Source organism: Streptomyces sp. NPDC127084 (assembly GCF_042724175.1).
Taxonomy (GTDB): domain Bacteria; phylum Actinomycetota; class Actinomycetes; order Streptomycetales; family Streptomycetaceae; genus Streptomyces.
In genome coordinates this window covers 14,571-35,594 of sequence record NZ_JBHXFA010000070.1, presented here as the reverse complement: position 1 = coordinate 35,594, position 21,024 = coordinate 14,571, and the positions used below count along the sequence as shown (strand labels likewise).

Sequence of the window (21,024 nt, the reverse complement as noted above, 5' to 3'; positions counted from 1 at the left end):
CCTTCACCGGGCGCTGTGCGCGCGATGCCCGCGCTGCCGGCGTAACCGGTCGGATCAGCTGCCGGTGACCGGACGCGACCGGGGCGCACGCCGGCCGCCGGCCGACGACGCCACCGGGCCGCCGTGCGAGGAGTACGGCGTATGGGAGGCATGCGGGGCGTGCGCGACGTGTGCCGGGCGCGTGACCGTGTGCGCGCGCACCTGGGCGAGCTGGGTGGCCGGCCCGGCCACCGTCCCGCCGGACGCGGATCCTCTGCCTCCGCCACCCGCGCCCACCGGTCTGCGCACCGCTTCGGTACTCGCAGACGACGCAGACGAAGCTGGCAACGCCGACGACGCACGCTGCGAGAACACCGCCGGGCGTGGACTGCCGGGCGCGACGGGGAGCGAAGGCAGCGGCAGCCGGCGCTCGCGCAGGCGCTCACGCAGCCGGTCGCGCAGCGACAGGATGGACTCCTCGGCCCGCCCGATCAGCGGCTCGCACCAGGGCAGCGCCAGCAGTACGAGCAGCCCCGCCGCCCAGCCGAGCAGCACATCGCTCAGCCAGTGCGTACCGAGGTATACCGTGGTCAGTCCGACACCGAGCGCCACCACGGCGGACAGCGCCGACAGATAGCGCCTCGCGCGCGGAGTGGTGGCCATATAGGCGAGGATTCCCCAGGTCACGACGGCATTGGCGGTGTGGCCCGACGGAAATATATCGCCGCCGGCGAACATCTCGGCCGAGCCGATCTGCGTCGCGTAGTGCGGCCCGAGCCGTCCGAGGCCGAGCTTGACCGCGCCCACGGTCGCGTTCAGCAGCAGCAGTGCGGCACCCAGGGAGAGCAGCGGTCGCAGCGTGTGCTGCCGCCAGGAGCGCCAACCCAGCCAGGCGGCCACCATCACGGCGGTCGGGCCGCGCTGGCCCAGGACGACGAAGTAGTCCAGAAACGCGTGCAGCTCCGGCCACTGCTGATACGGCCGGAAGAGCATGACCTTCCAGTCGATGATCACCAGCCAGGACGAGACCAGCACCGCCACGACGATCGCCGCGTAGAACGCCGAGGTCCCGCCGAGAAGGGCGAGACGGGTGCGGCTCATCCGCGGGATCTCTATCTTCGGCGGCTCCGGCTCCCGGTCCAGGCGGGCAAAGATGTCGGTACGCACCCAATCGACGTTACAGGGAGTGAGTGTGCGGTCCGGCCGATCTCGGCCCTTCGTGATGACGATGTGATGTGGAGTCGGTCTCAGTCGGACATTCTTTCCCGTGCGCGCGGGGAAAATCCGGGGACGGGGGAGAGGGCGGCCGACCGAATCCGGAGAAAGGCCTCCTGCGGCCGTTCGAATTCGACGAGCACGGCTCCCGGGGGAGAACGCTCCGGCCCCGGGAATCCTCAGAGAAGGCCGTTCATATGCCGGATGTCCGGAATTCCGAGGCCGTTCGGGGCGTGGCGGGCACCTATTCGGCGAACCCGTGAGCGTGGCGTACGCCACACCGCGCGGTCCGTCGAGGTGAGAGGTGGACCACGCGTCAGCGGCTCCGACTCGCGTACATTGGCTGATCACTCGCCCTCGATGCCGGGCCACCGCGGTGCCCCGCCCCGGACTGCCCACCGACGCGAGAGATCACCAGGAGGTACATACATGTTCGGAACGACCACGACCGGAGCGCGCCTTCGCGCCACCGGCGGCGGTGCCAACCGCTGGGTCGTTCTCCTCGTCCTCTGCGTCAGCCTGCTGCTCGTCGCGCTCGACGCGACCGTGCTGCATGTCGCGGTACCCGCGGTCACCGAGGACCTCCGCCCGAGCGGAGTGGGACTCCTCTGGATCGTCGACGCCTACCCGCTGGTCTGCGCGGCGCTGCTGATCCTCTTCGGTACGCTGGGCGACCGCGTCGGCCGCCGTCGCATACTCCTGCTCGGCTACGCGCTCTTCGGCGCGGCCTCGGCCGTCGCCGCGCTGGCCACCACTCCCGAGGTGCTCATCGGCGCCCGCGCCCTGCTCGGCGTAGGCGGCGCGATGATCATGCCCGCGACCCTCTCGATCCTCCGGGCCGTCTTCCCCGACCGCCGTGAGCGGGCCACCGCCATCGGCATCTGGACGGCGGTCGCCGCCGTCGGTGCCGCCACCGGCCCGGTGCTCGGCGGCTTCCTGGTCCAGCACTTCTGGTGGGGTTCGGTCTTCCTGATCAACATCCCGCTGATGGCGCTGATCCTCCCGCTCGGCCGCTGGCTGCTGCCCGAGTCCAAGGGCGACGGCGACGGCCCCTGGGACGTCATCGGCGCCCTGATGGCCGCCGCGGGTGTACTCGGGCTCGTACTCGGCGTGAAGCGGCTCGGGGTCGGCCACGGTCCGCTCGACATCCCCACCGCAGGTCCACTGCTCGCCGGTCTGCTGCTCCTCGCGCTCTTCGTCCGGCGCCAGCGGCGCCGCGACCACCCCCTCATCGACATGCGGATGTTCGCCCGCGCCACCTTCTCCACCTCCGTCGGCTGCATCGTGCTGGCCATGCTGGCACTGGTCGGCCTGGAGCTGATCGCCGTCCAGTACCTCCAGCTCGTGCTGGGGCTCAGCCCCCTGGAGACGGGCCTGCGGCTGCTGCCCCTCACCTTCGCGGCGATGGCGGCCGGCGCGACCGGTTCGTACACCCTGCGCCGTGTCGGACCGCGGCGGATGGTCGGCTGGGGCTTCGTGCTGACCGCGGCGGCGGTGCTGCTGCTCACACTGATGGGGCACGACGACCGGCCGCTGCTGCTCACCACCGGGTTCGTGCTGCTCGGCTTCGGGCTCCAGACCACGCTGTTCGGCGCGTACGAGTCGATGCTCAGCGAGGCTCCCGCGGAGCAGGCGGGCGGGGCGGCGGCCATCGGCGAAACGTCCTACCAGCTCGGTGCCGGGATGGGCATCGCGCTGCTCGGCAGCGTCATGAACGCCGCGTACGCGCCAGGGCTGACCGGCGCGGCGGGAGTGCCGGGCGCCGCCCGTGAGGCCGCGGCGAACTCCCTCGGCGAGGCCTACCAGATCGCCGCGGACCTCGGCGGCCCGGCCGGCGACGCGCTGCGGACCGCCGCTCGCTCCGCCTTCGTACACGGTCTGCATGTCACGCTCGTGGTCAGCGCAGGTCTGCTGCTGCTGGGAGCACTGGCGGCGCTGCGGCTACCGAAGGCGATGGAGTGCGCCGACAGGGCCGAGGACACTCAGGGTGCCACGGTGGTCGCTCAGGCCGGTGCCGCGTCGGGCGCCGGCTCCGGGCCGTCCGGCACCGCGTCCCCCACTCGGCCCGGCCCCAGGCCGGAGGCCGCGTCCGGCACCGAAGCCCAGCCGTACGCGTCCGAGCTCCCCGGCCAGGCGGCACTCGGCCCCTGGGACCATCTGCGCTCCTCTGCCACCGCCCCGGTGCACCGCAAGTCCGCGGAGGCGGCGGCCGTGGCCCGCTCTGGACGCACGGCACACTGAGCCGTAACGTCTGCGCTGATCGTTAACTGACACCGTTAGGTTCGGGCACAGCGACAGACCGTGCCGGCCACCGGAGGCACCCCCTGATGACCGCATCCTCGAAGCTGCCGCCCTTCGACCCCGCCGACCCCATCGGCATCGACGACCTCCTGGAGCCGGAGGACCTCGCGATCCGTGACACGGTCCGCTCCTGGGCAGCGGACCGTGTGCTGCCGTATGTCGCCGACTGGTACGAGAGCGGTGAGCTCCCCGGCATCCGTGAGCTCGCCCGTGAACTGGGCTCGATCGGCGCGCTCGGCATGTCGCTGACCGGCTACGGCTGCGCCGGTGCCACGGCCGTCCAGTACGGACTGGCCTGCCTGGAGCTGGAAGCGGCCGACTCGGGTATCCGTTCGCTGGTGTCTGTCCAGGGGTCGCTCGCGATGTACGCGATCTGGAAGTTCGGCTCGGAGGAGCAGAAGCAGCGCTGGCTGCCGTCGATGGCCGAAGGCAGCACCATCGGCTGCTTCGGTCTGACGGAGCCTGACGTCGGATCCGACCCCGCCGCGATGCGCACCTACGCCAAGCGCGACGGCGGCGACTGGGTTCTGACGGGCCGTAAGATGTGGATCACCAATGGTTCCGTCGCCGGGGTCGCCGTGGTCTGGGCGCAGACCGACGAAGGCGTCCGCGGCTTCGTCGTCCCGACCGACAGTCCCGGCTTCTCCGCCCCCGAGATCAAGCACAAGTGGTCCCTGCGTGCCTCCGTCACCAGTGAACTGGTCATGGACGAGGTACGGCTGCCCGCCGACGCCGTGCTGCCGGGCGTCACGGGGCTCAAGGGCCCGCTCAGCTGCCTGTCCCACGCGCGTTACGGCATTGTGTGGGGTGCCATGGGGGCGGCCCGTTCCAGCTTCGAGGCCGCGCTCGACTACGCGAAGACGCGCGAGCAGTTCGGCAGGCCCATCGGGGGATTCCAGCTCACCCAGGCCAAACTCGCCGACATGGCGCTGGAACTGCACAAGGGCATCCTGCTCGCCCTGCACCTCGGGCGGCGGATGGACGCCGGGAAGCTCCGCCCGGAGCAGGTCAGCTTCGGGAAGCTCAACAACGTGCGGGAAGCGATCGAGATCTGCCGCACCTCGCGCACCATCCTCGGCGCCAACGGGATCTCACTGGAGTACCCCGTGATGCGCCACGCGACCAATCTCGAATCGGTGCTCACCTATGAGGGGACCGTCGAGATGCACCAGTTGGTGCTCGGCAAGGCGCTCACCGGTCAGGATGCCTTCCGTTAGACCGGCATGCAGACAGGCGGACGCCTAGGGCCTTTCGTTTGGATCTTGCCGGGCTGATCCAGCGAAAGGCCCTAGCCGAGCGGGACGGTGGCCGGTCGCGGGCCTGGGCGGGAGGCCGGGGGCACCCCGGCCTCAGCTCTGGTTGAAGAAACCGTCACCGGTGATGCCGGTGGGCTCCCCGGTGACGATCTCCGTGTCGGCCGGGGTCAGCAGGAAGACCCGGGTCGCCACCCGTTCGATGGAGCCCCGCAGTCCGAAGGTCAGCCCGGCCGCGAAGTCGACGACCCGCTTGGCGTCGGAGGGGTCCATGGACGTCAGGTTGACGATCACCGGGACCCCTTCCCGGAAGTGCTCGCCGATCATGCGGGCGTCACGGAAGCTGTCCGGGGAGATGGTCGCGATCCGGCGGCCCTGCTCCTGCGCCGTTTCGGAGGCGACCCGGACTCGCGGGTCGGTGACCCACTGCTCGGCCGCTCCCGTACCCTCGGTGTACTCGTCGTCGTAGTACCGCTCGTCGTTGTCCTCGACAAGCCCCAGCCATGCGCTCGCCTTGCGTACCGATGCCATGGACGCCTCCTTTCACCGCGGTCACTTGGGGTTCCGCGTCACTATGGTCGTCCATGATGCGGATCGCGCGCCAAGGGGATAGTCGCCGCACGAGGGTTTCGTGACGGTACTGGTGCAGAAGTTGTGGCGTTTCGTCAACATTGTTCCTGAATAGGGGCCCTGAGGGGCCTTCAGGAGCCTCATATCGAAGCAAAATATGAATGTCGTGCCGGATGGGTGACCTTCGGCGCGTATGGGCTAACCGGTCAGGCGGGTACGATGCGGCCCGCACACTCGAGCTGCTTCCGAGGGATGTGTCGTGTTCGGAATCGTCAGACCCTGCACCCATCGGCTGACCGATGGTCTCAAGACGGAGTGGATGGCTCATCTCTGCGGGCTGTGCCTGGCACTTCGCTCGGACCACGGGCAGTTCGCCAGGGTCGTCACCAACTACGACGGCCTTGTCGTCTCGGTTCTGACGGAGGCTCAGACCGCCAGTCCGGCAAGGCTGCGAAGGACAGCCGGGCCGTGCCCGCTGCGGGCCATGCGTACGGCGCCCGTCGCACAGGGCGAGGGCGCGCGGCTGGCCGCCGCTGTCTCCCTGGTGCTCGCGTCGGCGAAGGTGCGCGACCACGTCGCCGACCGGGACGGGCTGCTGGCGCGCAGGCCGGTGGCGGCGGCGGCGCGCAAGGTCGCCGGGAACTGGGCGCGGGCTGGTGCGCGGACCGGCCGTGAGCTGGGCTTCGACACGGCTGTGCTGGTCGACGCCGTCGACCGGCAGACGGGCATCGAGGCGCTCGCGGGTCCCGGCACCCCGCTGCTGGCGGTGACCGAGCCCACGGAGACCGCGACAGCGGCGGCCTTCGCCCACACCGCCGTACTGGCCGGCCGCCCGCAGAACATCGTGCCCCTCGCCGAGGCGGGCAGGCTCTTCGGGCGCCTCGCCCATCTGCTGGACGCCGTGGAGGACCGGGAGGCCGACGCCCTGTCGGGTGCGTGGAACCCGCTGGCGGCGACCGGCACCTCACTGCCGGAGGCCCGGCGCCTCGCGGACGACGCGCTGCACGGCATCCGGCTCGCGCTGCGGGATGCGGAGTTCGTCGACGACAAACTGCTGCACATGCTGCTCGCGCACGAGCTCAGGCGGTCCGTCGACCGGGCCTTCGGCTCGGCCACCTGCTCGCATCAGGGGCACGGCTCCCAGCCTCCGCAGGGGAACCCGTACGGTCAGGGCCCCGCCGGCGGATCATCCGGGCAGCCAGGCCCGTACGGCCCGAATGGCTCGTACGGTCCCCATGGCGGCTCTGGCGGCTACGGCGCCCCCGGAGGGCCGGGTGGCCCCGGCGGGCAGTCCCCGCGGTTCGGCGACGGCCCGCACCGGCCGCAGCCGCGCGGCTTCTGGGCGGGCTGCGGCGCCTTCATCGGTCTGTGCTGCACCTGCAAGCTGTGCTGTGCGGAGGAGTACGAGGGGCCGTGGTCCCGCAAGAAGCGCGAGGGCTGCTGCCACAAGTGCGACGACTGCTGCTGCGGTTGCGATTGCTGCTGCCCGTGTGACGGCTGCTGAGTTCCCGTCAACGCCGGAGCATCGACATCCGGCCGGGCCGCATATGGGGTGTGAGGGACATCACACCCCGCGGGTCTTGCCGCGCCGCGGGCAGGGGCGGCCCGGTCCGGGCTGCCGCCACCTGCTCGCGGTCCGCACTCCCACCGGGGGAAACGACCGTCCGGTCGGGCCCGCTCCTGGCCGCCGGACCGCGGCGGTCCGGGCGATACCGGCCGCTTCGTCCGGTGCGCCGGGCGGCCCGGCGGGCGACGCGGAGCCCGCGTCCCAAGCGACCGAAAGGCACCCTTGCGCAGGTAGTTGACGCTACGAATACTCCCGAGCAAGCGCTTGTCAGGAGCACAGCGGAACTGGAATCCCGCGATCCCCTGCTCCACCGACTGCGCCTCACGGGCCCGTCACCCCACAGGCGGGTCCCCGATTCCCCTCTGGAGGAACGCGAAGTGAGGATCAAGCGCACCATCCCCCGCAACGGAGTGGCGAGACGTATCCGTCTGCTCGCCCTCACCACCGGCCTCGTAGCAGCCGCAGCTCTGGCCGTCCCCACCGCCAGCGCCGACGAGGCACCCGGTACGTTCAGCGCGTCACAGCTCTCCGCCGCGAGCGACGCCGTGCTGGAAGCCGATGTGGCCGGTACCGCCTGGCACATCGACCAGGCGACCGGCACCCTGGTCGTCACCGCCGACTCCACCGTCTCCCGGGAAGCGCTGGCCAGGATCAAGCAGACGGCCGGAGCCAACGCCGGTGCGCTCCGCATCGAGCGGACCCCGGGCAAGATCCGCCGACTGATCTCGGGCGGCGACGCCATCTACGCGTCGAGCTGGCGCTGCTCCCTCGGCTTCAACGTCCGCGACGGTGCGGGCAACACGTACTTCCTGACCGCGGGCCACTGCACCGACGGCGCGGGCACCTGGTACTCCAACTCCTCCCGCACCACCGTCCTCGGCCCGACCGCCGGCTCCAGCTTCCCGGTCAACGACTACGGACTCGTCCGCTACACCAACACCTCGATCTCCAAGCCCGGCACGGTCGGCAGTGTCGACATCACCAGTGCCGCCAACGCCACCGTCGGGATGTCGGTGACCCGGCGCGGCTCCACGACCGGTACCCACAGCGGCTCCGTCACCGGACTCAACGCCACCGTCAACTACGGCGGTGGGGACATCGTCTACGGCATGATCCGTACGAACGTCTGCGCCGAGCCGGGCGACAGCGGTGGCTCGCTGCGCTCCGGCAGCCGGGCCATCGGTCTGACCTCGGGTGGCAGCGGCAACTGCACCACCGGTGGTACGACCTACTTCCAGCCGGTCACCGAGGCGCTCAGCGCATACGGCGTCAGCGTCTACTGACCGCGCGACTTCCACCGGGTCCGTTCCCTTCGGCCCCGTCGGGCTTCGGCCCGGCGGGGCCGAGTGCTGCCGGACGGCCGACGGAGCGGCCCCGTGAGGTGGCTCCATCAGCCGACCGGTGTCCCATTCGGGGGACAGGGGCTCGACGTCTTGCGTTGATTTGAGAGGATGTCAGAACGGTCGCGCAGCGTTGGGTCTTTCTGGGGGGTTCGATCTTGAAGCGCATCGGAGTGACCGGCCACCGGAACATCCCGCCCGAGGCCATGTCCCATGTCCGCGCCGCCATCCGCACCCTGCTGTGCGGACACAGCGGCTCCCTGGAAGCACTGTCCAGCCTGGCGGCCGGAGCCGACCAGATCTTCGCCGGCATCGCCCTCGAATGCGGTGCGGAACTCACCGTCGTCATTCCGAGCGGCGACTACGAGGAGGACTTCGACCAGCCGGACGAACTGGCCCGGTTCCGCGACCTGCGCAGTCTGGCCAGCCAGGAGATCCGGATGGCGTTCGACCACTCCACCGACGAGGCCTACTACGCCGCCGGAGCCTATATCGCCGACAACTGCGACCGGCTGCTCGCCGTCTGGGACGGTTTGCCCGCCCGGGGTCTCGGCGGCACCGGCGACATCGTGCGGTACGCGCGGCGGACAGGCACGCCGGTCACCGTCATCTGGCAACCCGGCGTGCGACGCGCCTGACCCGGGTCGGCGGACCGTCAACTGCGGTGGCGGACGAGCCAGTCCGTGTGCTGCGGTGAGACGATGCGCTCGGTCTCGTACACGGCGGACGGCCACTGCTGCTCGGTCACCGAGGTCTCCATCGCGATATGGATCGCCGCCAGGTCCTCCTCCACCAGTGAGTGGGCGGCGATCAGCGGCTGGTGGCGGCGGATCTCGCTCCAGGCCAGACACGCGGCGGCGGCGGCCGACAGCAGCCCGAGCGGCTCCGGGGAATCGGTGACCGCGAAGGTGCGCAGGATCCCGAAGAGCAGGGCCAGCAGGGTGAGCAGCCCGATGGTCACCTGCCACAGCAGGGTGGCGCGGCGGGAGACCTCCATGCGGCGGTGGTACCAGTTGCGCTGCTCGATCAGCCGGTCCCGTACGTAGGTCTCCTTGCGGGCGTTGAAGCCCTTCTCCCGCAGCAGCCGCATCGGTGTGGTGATGAGCTCCGCACCGGCCGCCGCATCCCCGGACGCACGCGGATCCACCCAGCCGACCTTCTTCAGCTCCGCCAGTCCCTCTTCCAGGCGGGTGACGAACAGCCGGTCGGGATCAGGGGAGTCCGAGTCGAAGGGGGCGCCGTGGACGGCGTACCGCCAGCACATCGAGCGGATGAACTCCGCGGCGGACCGGTTGAGTTGCCAGTGCGACTTTGCTCGCTGGCGAGAGCCGCGGAAGCTGACCACCAGCACCCCCGCGTATGCCAACACGCTGAGCAGTCCCATGAGTTGGAAGGAGGTGCCGATCGCGCCACGCCAGGGGAGCGCGGCCAGGGCGGCACCCAGGACGAGGAGCAGCAGCTGCAGCCGGGTGCCGTTGACGGCCTCGCGCTGGCGGGAGATGGCCGTCTCGTCGGTTCGGTGGAAGAGAACCGGCAGATCAGCGTTTCGGAAGACCATACTTTGCAGATGTCCGGGAACCCCGGTCATGCGTACCCCCCTCGGCGGATTTGGCTTCACTCTTTCGATGGAATGGCTTGTTCCGTTCGGAGTGGGGAATACTTGCGCCACGCATTTGCCATAGATGCACGTGACGAGTTGCTGTGGGTGGCCATGAGAGTAAAGTCGTGCCGCCGACACTGCAACGGTGCGGCGCTCTGTATTAGCACGAGATGACCTAGGACGGCCGTCGTGACCTTCCAGACCTCAACCGCCTTCGCCGCAGCGAAGAAGAATCGTGTGCCCGTGACCGAGATCGACGTCCACGGCGCCGACGCTGTCAGGAAGCTGGGCCGTGTGCGTCCCGCTTCTGTCGGCAGGACCGATCGGGTGCCGAGCTTCAACTCCGCTCTCTGAGTATGTACTCCAGGCCCTCGGCCTGACCCTAGACTGGTGGAATGACAGGACCGTTGGTCCCATTCCGTGAGATCGTCCTCAAGGTGCACAGCAGGTGCGATCTCGCATGTGACCACTGCTATATCTACGAACACGCAGATCAGAGCTGGCGCACACGCCCTAGGACAATCTCTGACGACGCGATTGACTGGACGGCTCGGCGACTGGCCGAGCACGCCAAGACCCATGCACTACCCTCCGTGACAGTGATCCTGCACGGAGGGGAGCCGCTGCTGGCGGGTCCCGCCCGGCTACGACGGATCTGCGAGGAGCTGATCTCCGCCCTCGACGGCGTCGCCGCGCTCGATCTGAGAATCCACACCAACGGTCTCCAGCTGAGCCCCCGCTATCTCGACCTCTTCGACGAGTTCGGTGTCAGGGTCGGCATCTCGCTCGACGGTGACAGGGCCGCCAACGACCGGCATCGCCGTTTCGCGGACGGCCGCAGCAGCCACCCCCTGGTGCTGAGGGCTGTGGAGTTACTCCACCAGGACCGCTATCGCCATCTCGACCTCGGTCTCCTCTGCACCATCGATGTGCGCAACGACCCGGTGGCCGTATACGACGCGCTCATGGAGCTCGATCCACCGCGGATCGACTTCCTGCTGCCGCATGCCACCTGGGACGAACCGCCCCTGCGGCCCGGCGGTTCGCCGACCGCCTACGCCGACTGGATCCTCACGGTCTTCGACCGCTGGAACCGCCGGCGCAGACCCGTCCCCGTCCGGCTCTTCGAATCGGTGCTCTCCACGCTCTCCGGGGGCTCCAGTCTCACCGAGTCACTCGGCCTCGCGCCCACCGACCTCGTCGTGGTGGAGACCGACGGCACCCTGGAGCAGGTCGACTCGCTCAAGAGCGCCTACGAGGGCGCGGCGTCCACCGGATTCACCGTCTTCGACCACTCCCTGGACGAGGTCGCGGCCCATCCCGGTATCCGCGCCCGCCAGCTCGGACTGGCCGGTGTCAGCGAGACCTGCCGCCAGTGCCCGGTCGTACGCTCCTGCGGCGGCGGCCTCTACACCCACCGGTACCGGAGCGGCAGGGATTTCGACAACACCTCGGTGTACTGCACCGATCTGGAGGCGCTCATCCGCGGCATCGAGCGCCGCACCGCCGCCGGGTCCGCATCGCCCGCGGTGACGGACCCCGCGGCGCTGCGTACCGAGCAGTACGAGCTGGCCTGGCTGCTGCTCGCGGGGCTCCATGACGCGCTGGCCGGACGCGGTGACAAGGGCTGGGCCCGTGCCTGGGAACTCATGGAAGCCGTCGAGCACTCCGACGGACTCGGGTTCGACGAGGTGCTGGCCCATCCGTACACCGCGAGTTGGCTGCACGAGGCCCTGGATGCCCTCGAGCAGGGGCGGCCGGGTGCGGCCGGCGGTACGGCCCCGGCGGCCCGGCTGTCCGCGTCGGTCGCCGCGGCCGTCGTACGGGGCGGCCAGGAGCTGTCCGTCCCGGTGCCGTACGAGCACGGCGTCCTGTATCTGCCGACGCTCGGAGAGCTCCGTCTGTCCGGAGCCGAGGAGCGCGGCACCGTGCGGGTGCGCGCCGTCGAGAAGGGCTTTCTGGTGCGGATCGCGGGCGACGAGCGCCGGGTCACGAACCCGGCCGAACCCGCCGCCGACTGGCGGCCGGTGCGCCGCTCGGGCCGGTGCGCCGAAGCGGTTCCGGACCTCGCGATCGACGACCTCGATCCGTACCGTGACTGCTTCGGGGTAACCGCCGTGCCCAGGCTCGGCCATGACGAGGCCGCCGAGTGGACCGGGCGGCTCGCGGCAGCCTGGAGCCTGCTGCGTGAGCGGGCGCCACGGCAGGCGGAAGCCGCGGCAGCCTGTCTGACCACGCTCACGCCGCTAGCCGGCCAGGAGCCCGTGGTGGGCCGGCACGGTCTCGGCGCCCTCGGGCTGCCGCTGCGCGCGGACGTCCCACAGCTTGCTCTCGCGCTGCTGCGGGGCCATCGCAGAGCGCGCTTCCAGGCCTTGCGCGAGGTCACCGACCTGTACGCGCAGGACGGCTGGTGGAGCCACCCGGCGCCGTGGACGGACGCCCCGGTGCCCGTTTCCGAACTGCTGGCCGGGACGTATGAACGAGCCGGTCTCGCGGGGTTCGACCCTGACGCCGCCGAGCAGGCGCTGCGGGCGCTCACCACCCTGGAGCGTGCCGCCGAACTGACCGTCAGCGGGAAACGCCTGCTGACGCGGCTGGAAGAAGAGCTGGGGGAAGAGGTGAACCGTGACCTGTGCCGTGTATGAACGGGTCGGGCTTGCGTACGACCTCGCGCGGTTGGGGATCGAGGCAGGTGATGTGGTCCTCGTCCACGCGGCTCTCGGCGGTACCGGACTTGGCGCCGCGATCGTACGGGACGCACTGCTCACGGCGGTGGGCCCGGACGGCACCGTGGTCGTACCGGCCTTCACCGCCGAGAACTCCGACACCTCCACCGCGTATCTGCGCCGGGTGACCGGTATGACACCCACTCAGGCGGCGGCCTTCCGGGCAGAGATGCCCGCCTTCGATCCCGCCACCACACCCTGCACGGGTGTGGGCCGTTTGGCCGAGTGCCTGCGCAGCACTCCCGGGGCCGTCCGCAGCGCCCATCCCCAGGTCTCGTTCGCCGCGCTGGGCAGCCGTGCGGCCGAGCTGCTCTCGGCACATCCGCTGGAATCGCATTTCGGCGAGGATTCCCCACTGGCCGCCCTGTACCGGGCCCAGGCCCGGGTGTTGATGATCAATGTGGGGTTCTCCGTGTGCACCGCCTTTCATCTGGCGGAGTATCGCGTTGGTTCGCCGCTGCGGAGTTATCGCTGTGTGGTGCGCGGTACGGACGGCCGCCCGGAATGGACCGAATACAAGGACGTCTCGCTGGACGACAGTGATTTCGAATGTATCGGAGACGCGTTCGATAAGGGTCGGGTGCAGAACGGACAAGTGGGAGGAACGAATGCGCGATTGTTCTCGATCAAGGAAGCCGTGGATCACGCTGTGCTGTGGATGACCGAAAAGCGGCGCTGATTGACTGACGGTGAGGGGATGGAGCGCCGTCAGCTCCGGAATGATTGATTCGCTCACACTCCGACGAACCTGGGAGTGCGAGTGCTCACACAGGACCAGGACGGGGGTCGTGTGCACGCGTCATCGCAGCAGCGAGCGGCGGACCATCGGCCGTACTTCTTTTTGAGCTACGCGCATACACCGCGGTACGGGCCCGGGGGCCCCGACCCCGATATGTGGGTCGAGCGCCTCTTCCGCGATCTGTGCGGCCATGTGATGGCCATGACCGATCTGCCGGCCGGTGCGCCCGCCGGCTTCATGGACCGGGAGATACGCTCGGGCGAGGGGTGGTCGGAGCGGCTCGGCGAGGTGCTCGCCACCTGCCGGGTCTTCGTACCGCTCTTCTCGCCCCGCTACTTCGCCAGTGAGATGTGCGGCAAGGAGTGGTACGCCTTCGCCCAGAGGGCCATCTACCACCAGGCCAAGAGCAACCGGCCCGCCGAGGCCATCGTGCCCGCACTGTGGGTACCGGTACCGCCCCAGCAACTCCCGGGTCCCGCCGAGAGACTGCAGTTCAACCACCGCGCGTTCGGCGACCGTTATGTCACCGACGGCCTCTACGGGCTCATCAAACTCCGCCTGTTCGCCGAGGAGTACGAGCGTGCGGTCTACGAACTCGCCAAACGCATCGTCAGCGTGGCCGACACCGCGGGCGTTGGTCCCAGCCGGCCGCTCGACTACCGCCAGGCCCCGAGCGCCTTCGGCACACCGCGCCCGTCCGAACCGCGCAGCACCGGACCCCGCCCCATCAAGGTGACGATCGCCGCCCCCACCCGGCACGATGTGCCGAACGGCCGCGACCCCGCGTACTACGGCGACATGCCGCAGGACTGGAACCCGTACCACCCGGAGTCCGCCAGACCCATCGCGTACATCGCGCAGGACCTGGTCCGCTCCCTCAACTACCAGGCCACCATCACGTCGTTCGACCATGACGCGGCACCGCTCGACGCCAAGCAGCCGCCGACCCAGCCCGAGCTGCTGCTCATCGACCGCTGGGCGCTGGAGGACGAGGAACGGTGCGCACGCCTCGCGGCGTTCGACGCCGAGCACCGCCCCTGGGTGAGCGTGGTCGTCCCCTGGAACCGCGACGACCACCAGAGCCGGGCCGCCGACGCCGAGCTGACCGCCAGACTGGAAGCCACCCTGCCCACCAAACTCAGCCAGGGCCGCGCCGCCTGCCGCGCCGCCGCCCGAGGGCTGCCCAGTATGGAGGCCTTCGGCCAGATCCTGCCCCAGGTGGTGGAGGCCGCCGCCCAGCAGTACCTCAGACACGCACAGGTCTATCCGCCCGCCGGCGGCAGCCACACCGAACGGCCCCGGCTGCGTGGCCCGATGGCCGCCGAGTACGCCACCACGCAGTTCATACCCGACATGCTCGACCGTGCGCCCGATGCGGAGGACCCGGATGACAGTCAGTCGTGACGGACGCATCGTCACCTTCTACTCCTACAAGGGAGGCACCGGCAGGACGATGGCCATGGCCAACACGGCCTGGATACTCGCCGCCAACGGCAAAAGGGTCCTCGCCGTGGACTGGGACCTGGAGGCACCCGGACTGCACCGGTTCTTCCACCCCTTCCTCGACCCGTCCACACTCGGCGCCACCACCGGTGTCATCGACCTGATCACCGAATACGCCTGGGCCGCGACCAGCCCCGTGCAGCGCCCCGACGACTGGCACCGCGACTACGCGCGCATCCAGCCGCACGCGGTCTCGCTCACTCCCGAGAACCTCGGCTGGGAGTTCCCCGACGGCGGCACACTCGACTTCGTCTCCGCCGGAAAGCAGAACCGCGAGTACTCGGCGACCGTCTCCACCTTCGACTGGGACAACTTCTACGACCGCCTCGGCGGCGGGCACTTCTTCGACGCACTGCGCGACGACATGAAGGCCAACTACGACTACGTCCTGATCGACAGCCGCACCGGGCTCAGTGACATCGCCGACATCTGCACCGTCCACCTCCCGGACATCCTGGTCGACTGCTTCACCCTCAGCGACCAGTCCATCGACGGCGCGGCGGCCGTCGCCCGCCAGATCGACGAGCGCTACGGCGGCCGGGGCATCCGGATCCTGCCCGTGCCCATGCGTATCGACGAGGGCGAGAAGGAGAAGGCGGACGCCGGACGGGCCCTCGCCCGGCTGAAGTTCGACCGCTTCCCGACCGGACTCTCCGGCGAGGAACTCACCTCCTACTGGGGCGCGGTGGAGATCCCGTACCGGCCCTACTACGCCTACGAGGAGACCCTGGCCACCTTCGGTGACGAGACGGGACTCACCAACTCCCTGCTCTCCGCCTTCGAACGGCTCACCTCCGTGATCACCGCGGGCCGGATCACCGGCATGCCCGCGGTCAGCGAGGACGTCAGGCTGCGGATCAGGGACGCCTTCACCCGCCGACGCCCCGCCCTGCCCGCCGATCTCTTCCTCAGCTACGTCGCCGAGAACCGGATGTGGGCCGACTGGATCGAGTCCGTCCTCGTCCGGGCCGGCTTCCGTGTGGTGCCGCGCGATGTCTCCGCCGAACCCTCTCCGGACGACAGCGCCGCCCAGCTCGCCGAGACCGCCGCGCGCACCGTTGTGCTGCTCTCCAGCGCCTACCTCAAATCCGCGCGTGCCATGGCGGTCTGGGAACGCGCCGCGTCCGAGGACCCCGGCGGCGGACGGCGCCATCTGCTGCCGGTGCGCGTGGGCGACGTACGCCTGACCACTCCCTACATCGACCGCAATCCCGTCGACCTCTTCAGGCTCGACGAGGTGCACGCCACCACGGCCCTGCTGCGCGCCCTCGACCGCCCGGTGCAGCTCGCCGACGGGGTATCACCCGGGCCGCGCTTCCCCGGCACCGTGCCCAAGATCTGGAACGCGCCGCCGCGCAACCCCGGGTTCACCGGCCGCTCCGTGGTCCTGGAGCGCATGCGCGACCAGCTCGGCGGCGGGATGGCCGTGGTCCTGCCGCAGCCGCAGACGCTCTACGGACTCGGCGGCGTCGGCAAGACCCAGGTGGCGCTGGAGTACGTACACCGCTTCATGGCCGACTACGACCTGGTGTGGTGGATCTCCTCGGAACAGCCCGACGATGTCATCGCCGGGCTCGCCGAACTCGCCGTCCGGCTCGGTGCCCAGGGCGGCGAGGACATGGCCGCCGCCTCCCAGGAGGCAGTCGACCTGCTGCGGCGCGGTGTGCCCTCCGCGCGCTGGCTGCTGGTCTTCGACAACGCAGACGACCCCGAGCAGCTCAAGCGCTTCTTCCCGACCGGCGGACACATCCTGGTCACCTCCAGGAACCAGACCTGGTCCCAGTACGGCGACGCGCTGCCCGTGGACGTGTTCCTGCGCGAGGAGTCCATCGAGCACCTCCGCCGCCGCGCCCCCGGACTCACCGCACAGGACGCCGACCAGGTCGCCAGTGCGGTGGGCGACCTGCCGCTCGCCGTCGAGCAGGCCGCCGCCTGGATCGCGGAGACCGCGACCCCTGTCACCGCGTATCTGGAACGCCTCAGCCAGCAGGCCTCCAGCGTTCTCGCGCTCAACCAGCCCGCGGGCTACCCGGAGCCGGTCGCGGCGACCTGGAACGTCTCCATCGAGCGGCTCAAGGAACGCTCACCCGCCGCCGTACGGCTACTCCAGCTCTGCGCCTTCTTCGCACCCGAGCCCATCTCGGCGAACCTCCTCTACAGCAAGGAGATGATCGAGGCTCTCAAGCCCTATGACGCGTCCCTCCAGGAGAAGCTGGTCCTGGGCCGGGTCATCCGGGAGATCGGCCGTTTCGCCCTGGCCAAGGTCGACCAGGTCTCCAACTCCATCCAGGTCCACCGGCTGGTGCAGGCCGTGATCCGGTCCCAGCTCAGCGAGCAGGAGCAGATGGACGCGCGCCACGCCGTCCACCGGATCCTCGCCGGCGCGCGACCCGACGACGACGAGCCGATCGACAACCCCGAGACCTGGGCGCGGTTCAGCACCATCTGGCCGCACCTCGCCCACTCCGAGGCGCGTTACTGCAAGGAGCCGGAGACCCGCAGGCTGCTCATCGACCGGGTGCGCTACCTGTGGAAGCGGGGCGACTGGCAGACCGCGGGAGAGCTCGCCGAGGACCTGCGGGACTCCTGGCGAGAGATGCTGGGCAACGACGACCTCCAGTATCTGTACCTCCGCTTCCACCTCTCCAACATCTTCCGCTCCCAGGGGCGCTACACGGATGCCAGGGAACTGGACGAGGTGACCCTGGAGCGGCAGCGGGCCGTGCTCGGTCACTCCCATCCGCACACCTACATGACCACGTCCGGTCTGGCGATGGACCTGGGCGCGCTCGGCGAGTACGGCAGGGCGATGGAGCTGGCCACCGAGGCGCACGACGGCTTCAGCCAGATCTTCCACGAGTCCCATCCGCGTACCCTGGCCGCCGCCAACAACCTCGCCCTGAACCTGCGGATGGTCGGCCACTACACCCGCGCCCGCGAACTCGACCAGGACGTCTTCGACCGGCGCACCGAGGTGCTCGGCCCCGAACACCCCTACACCCTGTCGTCGGCCACCTCGCTCGCCCGCGATCTGCGTGAGGTCGGGCACTACGAGGACTCGGTGACCCTGCTGGCGCGCACCTACGAGGTGTACAAGCAGAGCCTCGGCCGGGCCTTCCCCGGCACCCTGGCCGCGGCCAAGAGCCTCGCCGTCTCGCTGCGCAGGGCGGGACGGCTGGAGGACGCGCGGCGGCTCACCACGGCCACCCGCAACCGCTACCGCGCCAAGTACACGTACGCCCACCCGGACTCACTGGCCTGCGATCTGAACCTGGCGGCCGACCTGTTCGCCGCCGGGGAGCCGGTCGCGGCCAGGGACCTGGCGCAGGAGGTGGTCGACCAGTACGTCGAGGCGCCGGGCGCGGAGCATCCGTACACCCTCGCCGCGATCAACAACCTCGGTATCTACCACTGGGGCTGCGGCAATCCGGATCGTGCGGAGGATGTGCTCCGCCGTACCGTCCGGGAGATGACCGGTGTCCTCGGTCCCGCCCATCCGCACACCCTGTTCTGCACCGTCAACCTCGCCAACGCCCGTGCCGACCAAGGAGAGTACGAGGAGGCGCTGGTCACCGAGCGGCGTGCGCTCGGGAAGCTCCGTGAAGTCCTGGGTGTCCACCACCCGGAGACGCTCGCCGTCGCCTCCAACATGTCCGTGACACTCGGCGCGCTGGGACGCAAGGACGAGGCGGCGGTGCTGCGCGCGGAGACCGTCGAGGAGTTGGGAAGGCTGCTCGGCGACGATCACAACATGACGCGCATCGCCAGGGAGGAGCGGCGGATCCACCGGGATCTGGAGCCACTCGCGGTGTGACACGGGGCCCTGTGGCGTGGCAGCCCATGCCACAGGGTCTCCCGGCCGAAGGCCCTCAGCGATCAGACTCCAGCAGCCAGGTGAGGATCCCGGGCAGGGCGTGCAGCGCGTCGAAGTGGGCGGCGGTCGGTTCCAGTACGGCCGTCGCACCCGGAATGCGCTGGGCGAGCCAGCGCGAGTGGCCGACCGGTGAGAAGACGTCCTTTTCACCGTGCCAGAGCAGCACGGGTGGCTTGATGTCGGCAGGGTCGAAACCCCACGGGCTACAGAAGGCGAGAGCGTCGTCGATCCAGCCGTACGCCGAAGTGCGCAGCGCTTCCTGGTAGTTGCGCAGCAGCATGGTCCGGACGCCGGCGTCCGCGACCACCATACGGTCGGAGTCGGTCAGTTCTCTCCGTAGGTCGTCAAGGAGCTTGACCGGGTCCCTGCGGATCTCGTCCGAGCGCATGATGAAGCGCTCCGTCAGCCGGTCCGGGTCTGTGGAGGCCGTCGAGTACTCCAGGACGTTGGACGCGGCCATGCCCTCGAACCAGTCGAGCCCCTCCGCGTCCCGCGGGGCCAGAGTGACAAGAGCCGCTGCTCTGGTCACCCGGTCGGGCATCAGCGCGGCACAGGCCAGTGCATGCGGCGCGCCACCGGAGCGGCCCACCACGGCGAAGCGGTCGAGCCCGAGGGAGTCGGCGATCGCCCGGACGTCCTCCGCGACGTCGGCCACACTGCGGCCCGGCAAACGGTCCGAACCGCCATATCCCGGGCGGTCGTACGCGATGAGCTGCATTCCGCGCTGGTACAGCACCATGCCCCGGGGGGCCGGGCCCAGCCTGCTGCCCGGAGTGCCGTGCAGCAGGAAGACGGGTCTGCCCCGGGGATCCCCGAGTCGCTCCACCATCAGGTGCCGCCGCCCGTCCGAGGCGCGCATGCGACGTCGCAACCCCCGCCTCCTTCGCTATGGGCACGTCGGTCCGTGTATCGGGCCGTATGTGCTGGGTGCAGCCATACTGTCCTGGCATTCCCCTCCCTGACGGTGAATACCCATCAGCCGACCGGAAACAGTTCGGCGGGCGGCGTTGATTTCAGGACAGGAGTAGTCCTTACGGGCCGTTCATCGAAAGATTGCAACGCGTGTTCGCAAAAGGAACGGGTGGGTGATGTTCGGGGGTTGTGAACGAACTCGGGGCGCGTTCGGTCGGTCATGTGTGCGTCCTGAAGTCGACCTTGTGGGTTACCGGCCGGTTTCGGAATAGTGGGCGCCTCATCCTCCGTGCACGACCACCCCACTTGACCGTGCGCGGCCCCCACAGGAGGTCGACTGTTGAAGCACCGCCGCATATCCCGGAAGCGCGCGACCATGGCGGGTGGCGCCGTCGTGGCGCTGGTCGCCGCCGGAATCACCTTCCAGACTGCGAATGCCAGTGAGGAAGCCCCGAAGCCCACCCTCAAGACCCTGTCGGTGACGGCGGCCGGAAACCTCGCCTCGACGCTGGTCGAGGACCTCGGTGGCGACACGGCCGGCGCGTACTACGACGCCGAGGCCAAGGCCCTGGTGATGAACGTGGTCGACGAGGAGGCGGCCGAGGCCGTGCGCAAGGCGGGCGGCAAAGCCAGAATCGTCCAGAACACCCTGGCCGAGCTGAAGTCGGCCCGCAAGACGCTGACCGACCGCGCCACCATCGCCGGTACGTCGTGGGCCACCGACCCGGTGACCAACAAGGTGGTCGTCACCGCCGACCGTACGGTCAAGGGCGACGAGTGGGCCAAGCTCCAGGCGGTCGTCAAGGGCCTCGGCGAGAAGGCGGAGCTCAAGAAGTCGGCGGGCGAGTTCAAGAAGTACATCGCCGCCGGTGACGCCATCCACAGCGGCGGCGGACGCTGCTCGCTGGGCTTCAACGTCGTCAAGGACGGCGAGCCGCACTTCATCACGGCCGGCCACTGCGGTGAGACCGGCAGCGAGTGGTCCGAGTCCGAGGGCGGCCCGGCGATCGGTTCGATGGTCGACTCGCAGTTCCCCGAGAACGACTTCGCCCTCGTCAAGTACAGCGGCGACACCGAGCACCCGAGCGAGGTGAACCTCTACGACGGCACCACGCAGGAGATCGCCAAGGCGGACGAGGCGACCGTCGGCATGAAGGTGACCCGCAGCGGCTCCACCACCCAGGTGCACGACGGCGAGGTCACCGGCCTTGACGCCACCGTGAACTACGGCGACGGCCAGGTCGTCAACGGCCTCATCCAGACCAACGTCTGCGCCGAGCCCGGCGACAGCGGCGGCGCCCTCTTCTCGGGCGACTCCGCGATCGGCCTGACCTCGGGCGGCAGCGGCGACTGCTCTGCCGGCGGTGAGACCTTCTTCCAGCCGGTCACCGAGGCGCTCCAGGTCTTCGGCGCGGAGATCGGCTGACCGAATCGCATGACCGCCG

15 protein-coding genes are annotated in these 21,024 nt (G+C 69.8%); 11 read left to right on the top strand and 4 right to left on the bottom strand.

Features of this window, described 5'->3' with window-relative positions; translation table 11 throughout:
- Nucleotides 1–54: 54 nt before the first annotated feature.
- Nucleotides 55–1,146 carry a phosphatase PAP2 family protein gene (locus ACFWI9_RS18035; RefSeq protein WP_387163061.1) on the bottom strand — a complete coding sequence of 364 codons (1,092 nt, stop codon included), beginning with the start codon at nucleotides 1,144–1,146 and terminating at the stop codon, nucleotides 55–57.
- A gap of 477 nt (nucleotides 1,147–1,623) precedes the next feature.
- On the opposite strand from ACFWI9_RS18035, the gene ACFWI9_RS18030 reads away from it, so the two are divergent.
- The gene (locus tag ACFWI9_RS18030) at nucleotides 1,624–3,435 is read left to right on the top strand and encodes an MFS transporter (RefSeq protein WP_387163060.1); all 1,812 of its coding nucleotides are present in this window, start codon (nucleotides 1,624–1,626) and stop codon (nucleotides 3,433–3,435) included.
- A gap of 86 nt (nucleotides 3,436–3,521) precedes the next feature.
- The gene (locus ACFWI9_RS18025; protein ID WP_387163059.1) at nucleotides 3,522–4,712 is read left to right on the top strand and encodes an acyl-CoA dehydrogenase family protein; all 1,191 of its coding nucleotides are present in this window, start codon (nucleotides 3,522–3,524) and stop codon (nucleotides 4,710–4,712) included.
- 132 nt (nucleotides 4,713–4,844) lie between these two features.
- Here ACFWI9_RS18025 and ACFWI9_RS18020 read toward each other — a convergent pair whose 3' ends face one another.
- Nucleotides 4,845–5,279, bottom strand: coding sequence for a cell division protein SepF (locus ACFWI9_RS18020; protein WP_387163056.1), 435 nt, complete (start codon nucleotides 5,277–5,279; stop codon nucleotides 4,845–4,847).
- Nucleotides 5,280–5,577: 298 nt separating this feature from the next.
- Between ACFWI9_RS18020 and ACFWI9_RS18015 the strand changes: the two genes are divergently transcribed.
- The 3 genes from ACFWI9_RS18015 (at nucleotide 5,578) to ACFWI9_RS18005 (ending at nucleotide 8,863) form a co-directional block, all read left to right on the top strand.
- Entirely contained in the window at nucleotides 5,578–6,822 is a 1,245-nt protein-coding gene (locus tag ACFWI9_RS18015; RefSeq protein WP_387163055.1) for a DUF5685 family protein, read from the top strand.
- 440 nt (nucleotides 6,823–7,262) lie between these two features.
- Nucleotides 7,263–8,168, top strand: a complete 906-nt coding sequence (locus ACFWI9_RS18010; RefSeq protein WP_387163054.1) for a S1 family peptidase — start codon at nucleotides 7,263–7,265, stop codon at nucleotides 8,166–8,168.
- Between the two features lie 215 nt (nucleotides 8,169–8,383).
- Nucleotides 8,384–8,863, top strand: a complete 480-nt coding sequence (locus ACFWI9_RS18005) for a hypothetical protein (protein ID WP_387163051.1) — start codon at nucleotides 8,384–8,386, stop codon at nucleotides 8,861–8,863.
- A 17-nt stretch (nucleotides 8,864–8,880) separates the two neighbouring features.
- Here ACFWI9_RS18005 and ACFWI9_RS18000 read toward each other — a convergent pair whose 3' ends face one another.
- Nucleotides 8,881–9,783 carry a DUF4231 domain-containing protein gene (locus ACFWI9_RS18000; protein ID WP_387163049.1) on the bottom strand — a complete coding sequence of 301 codons (903 nt, stop codon included), beginning with the start codon at nucleotides 9,781–9,783 and terminating at the stop codon, nucleotides 8,881–8,883.
- A gap of 231 nt (nucleotides 9,784–10,014) precedes the next feature.
- On the opposite strand from ACFWI9_RS18000, the gene ACFWI9_RS17995 reads away from it, so the two are divergent.
- The 5 genes from ACFWI9_RS17995 to fxsT all read left to right on the top strand — a co-directional run bounded on the left by ACFWI9_RS17995 (nucleotide 10,015) and on the right by fxsT (nucleotide 18,607).
- The gene (locus ACFWI9_RS17995) at nucleotides 10,015–10,179 is read left to right on the top strand and encodes an FXSXX-COOH protein (protein WP_338675663.1); all 165 of its coding nucleotides are present in this window, start codon (nucleotides 10,015–10,017) and stop codon (nucleotides 10,177–10,179) included.
- A gap of 41 nt (nucleotides 10,180–10,220) precedes the next feature.
- A complete protein-coding gene (gene fxsBH, locus ACFWI9_RS17990) occupies nucleotides 10,221–12,470 on the top strand; it encodes a radical SAM/SPASM protein FxsBH, inactivated beta-hydroxylase extension form (protein WP_387163047.1) in 2,250 nt (749 codons plus the stop codon).
- Nucleotides 12,451–13,230 (top strand): aminoglycoside N(3)-acetyltransferase, encoded by a 780-nt coding sequence (locus ACFWI9_RS17985; protein WP_387163045.1) that lies wholly within the window; start codon nucleotides 12,451–12,453, stop codon nucleotides 13,228–13,230. The genes fxsBH and ACFWI9_RS17985 overlap by 20 nt, the downstream gene beginning before the upstream one ends.
- Before the next feature lie 111 nt (nucleotides 13,231–13,341).
- A complete protein-coding gene (gene fsxC, locus ACFWI9_RS17980; protein ID WP_387163044.1) occupies nucleotides 13,342–14,694 on the top strand; it encodes an FxsC protein in 1,353 nt (450 codons plus the stop codon).
- On the top strand, nucleotides 14,678–18,607 hold the full coding sequence (gene fxsT / locus ACFWI9_RS17975; RefSeq protein WP_387163043.1) for an FxSxx-COOH system tetratricopeptide repeat protein: 3,930 nt from the start codon (nucleotides 14,678–14,680) through the stop codon (nucleotides 18,605–18,607). The genes fsxC and fxsT overlap by 17 nt, the downstream gene beginning before the upstream one ends.
- 55 nt (nucleotides 18,608–18,662) lie before the next feature.
- Here the strand turns inward: fxsT and ACFWI9_RS17970 are convergent, their stop codons facing one another.
- Nucleotides 18,663–19,526 carry an alpha/beta fold hydrolase gene (locus ACFWI9_RS17970; RefSeq protein ID WP_387163062.1) on the bottom strand — a complete coding sequence of 288 codons (864 nt, stop codon included), beginning with the start codon at nucleotides 19,524–19,526 and terminating at the stop codon, nucleotides 18,663–18,665.
- A gap of 393 nt (nucleotides 19,527–19,919) precedes the next feature.
- On the opposite strand from ACFWI9_RS17970, the gene ACFWI9_RS17965 reads away from it, so the two are divergent.
- The gene (locus ACFWI9_RS17965) at nucleotides 19,920–21,005 is read left to right on the top strand and encodes a S1 family peptidase (RefSeq protein WP_387163041.1); all 1,086 of its coding nucleotides are present in this window, start codon (nucleotides 19,920–19,922) and stop codon (nucleotides 21,003–21,005) included.
- Nucleotides 21,006–21,024: the final 19 nt, after the last annotated feature.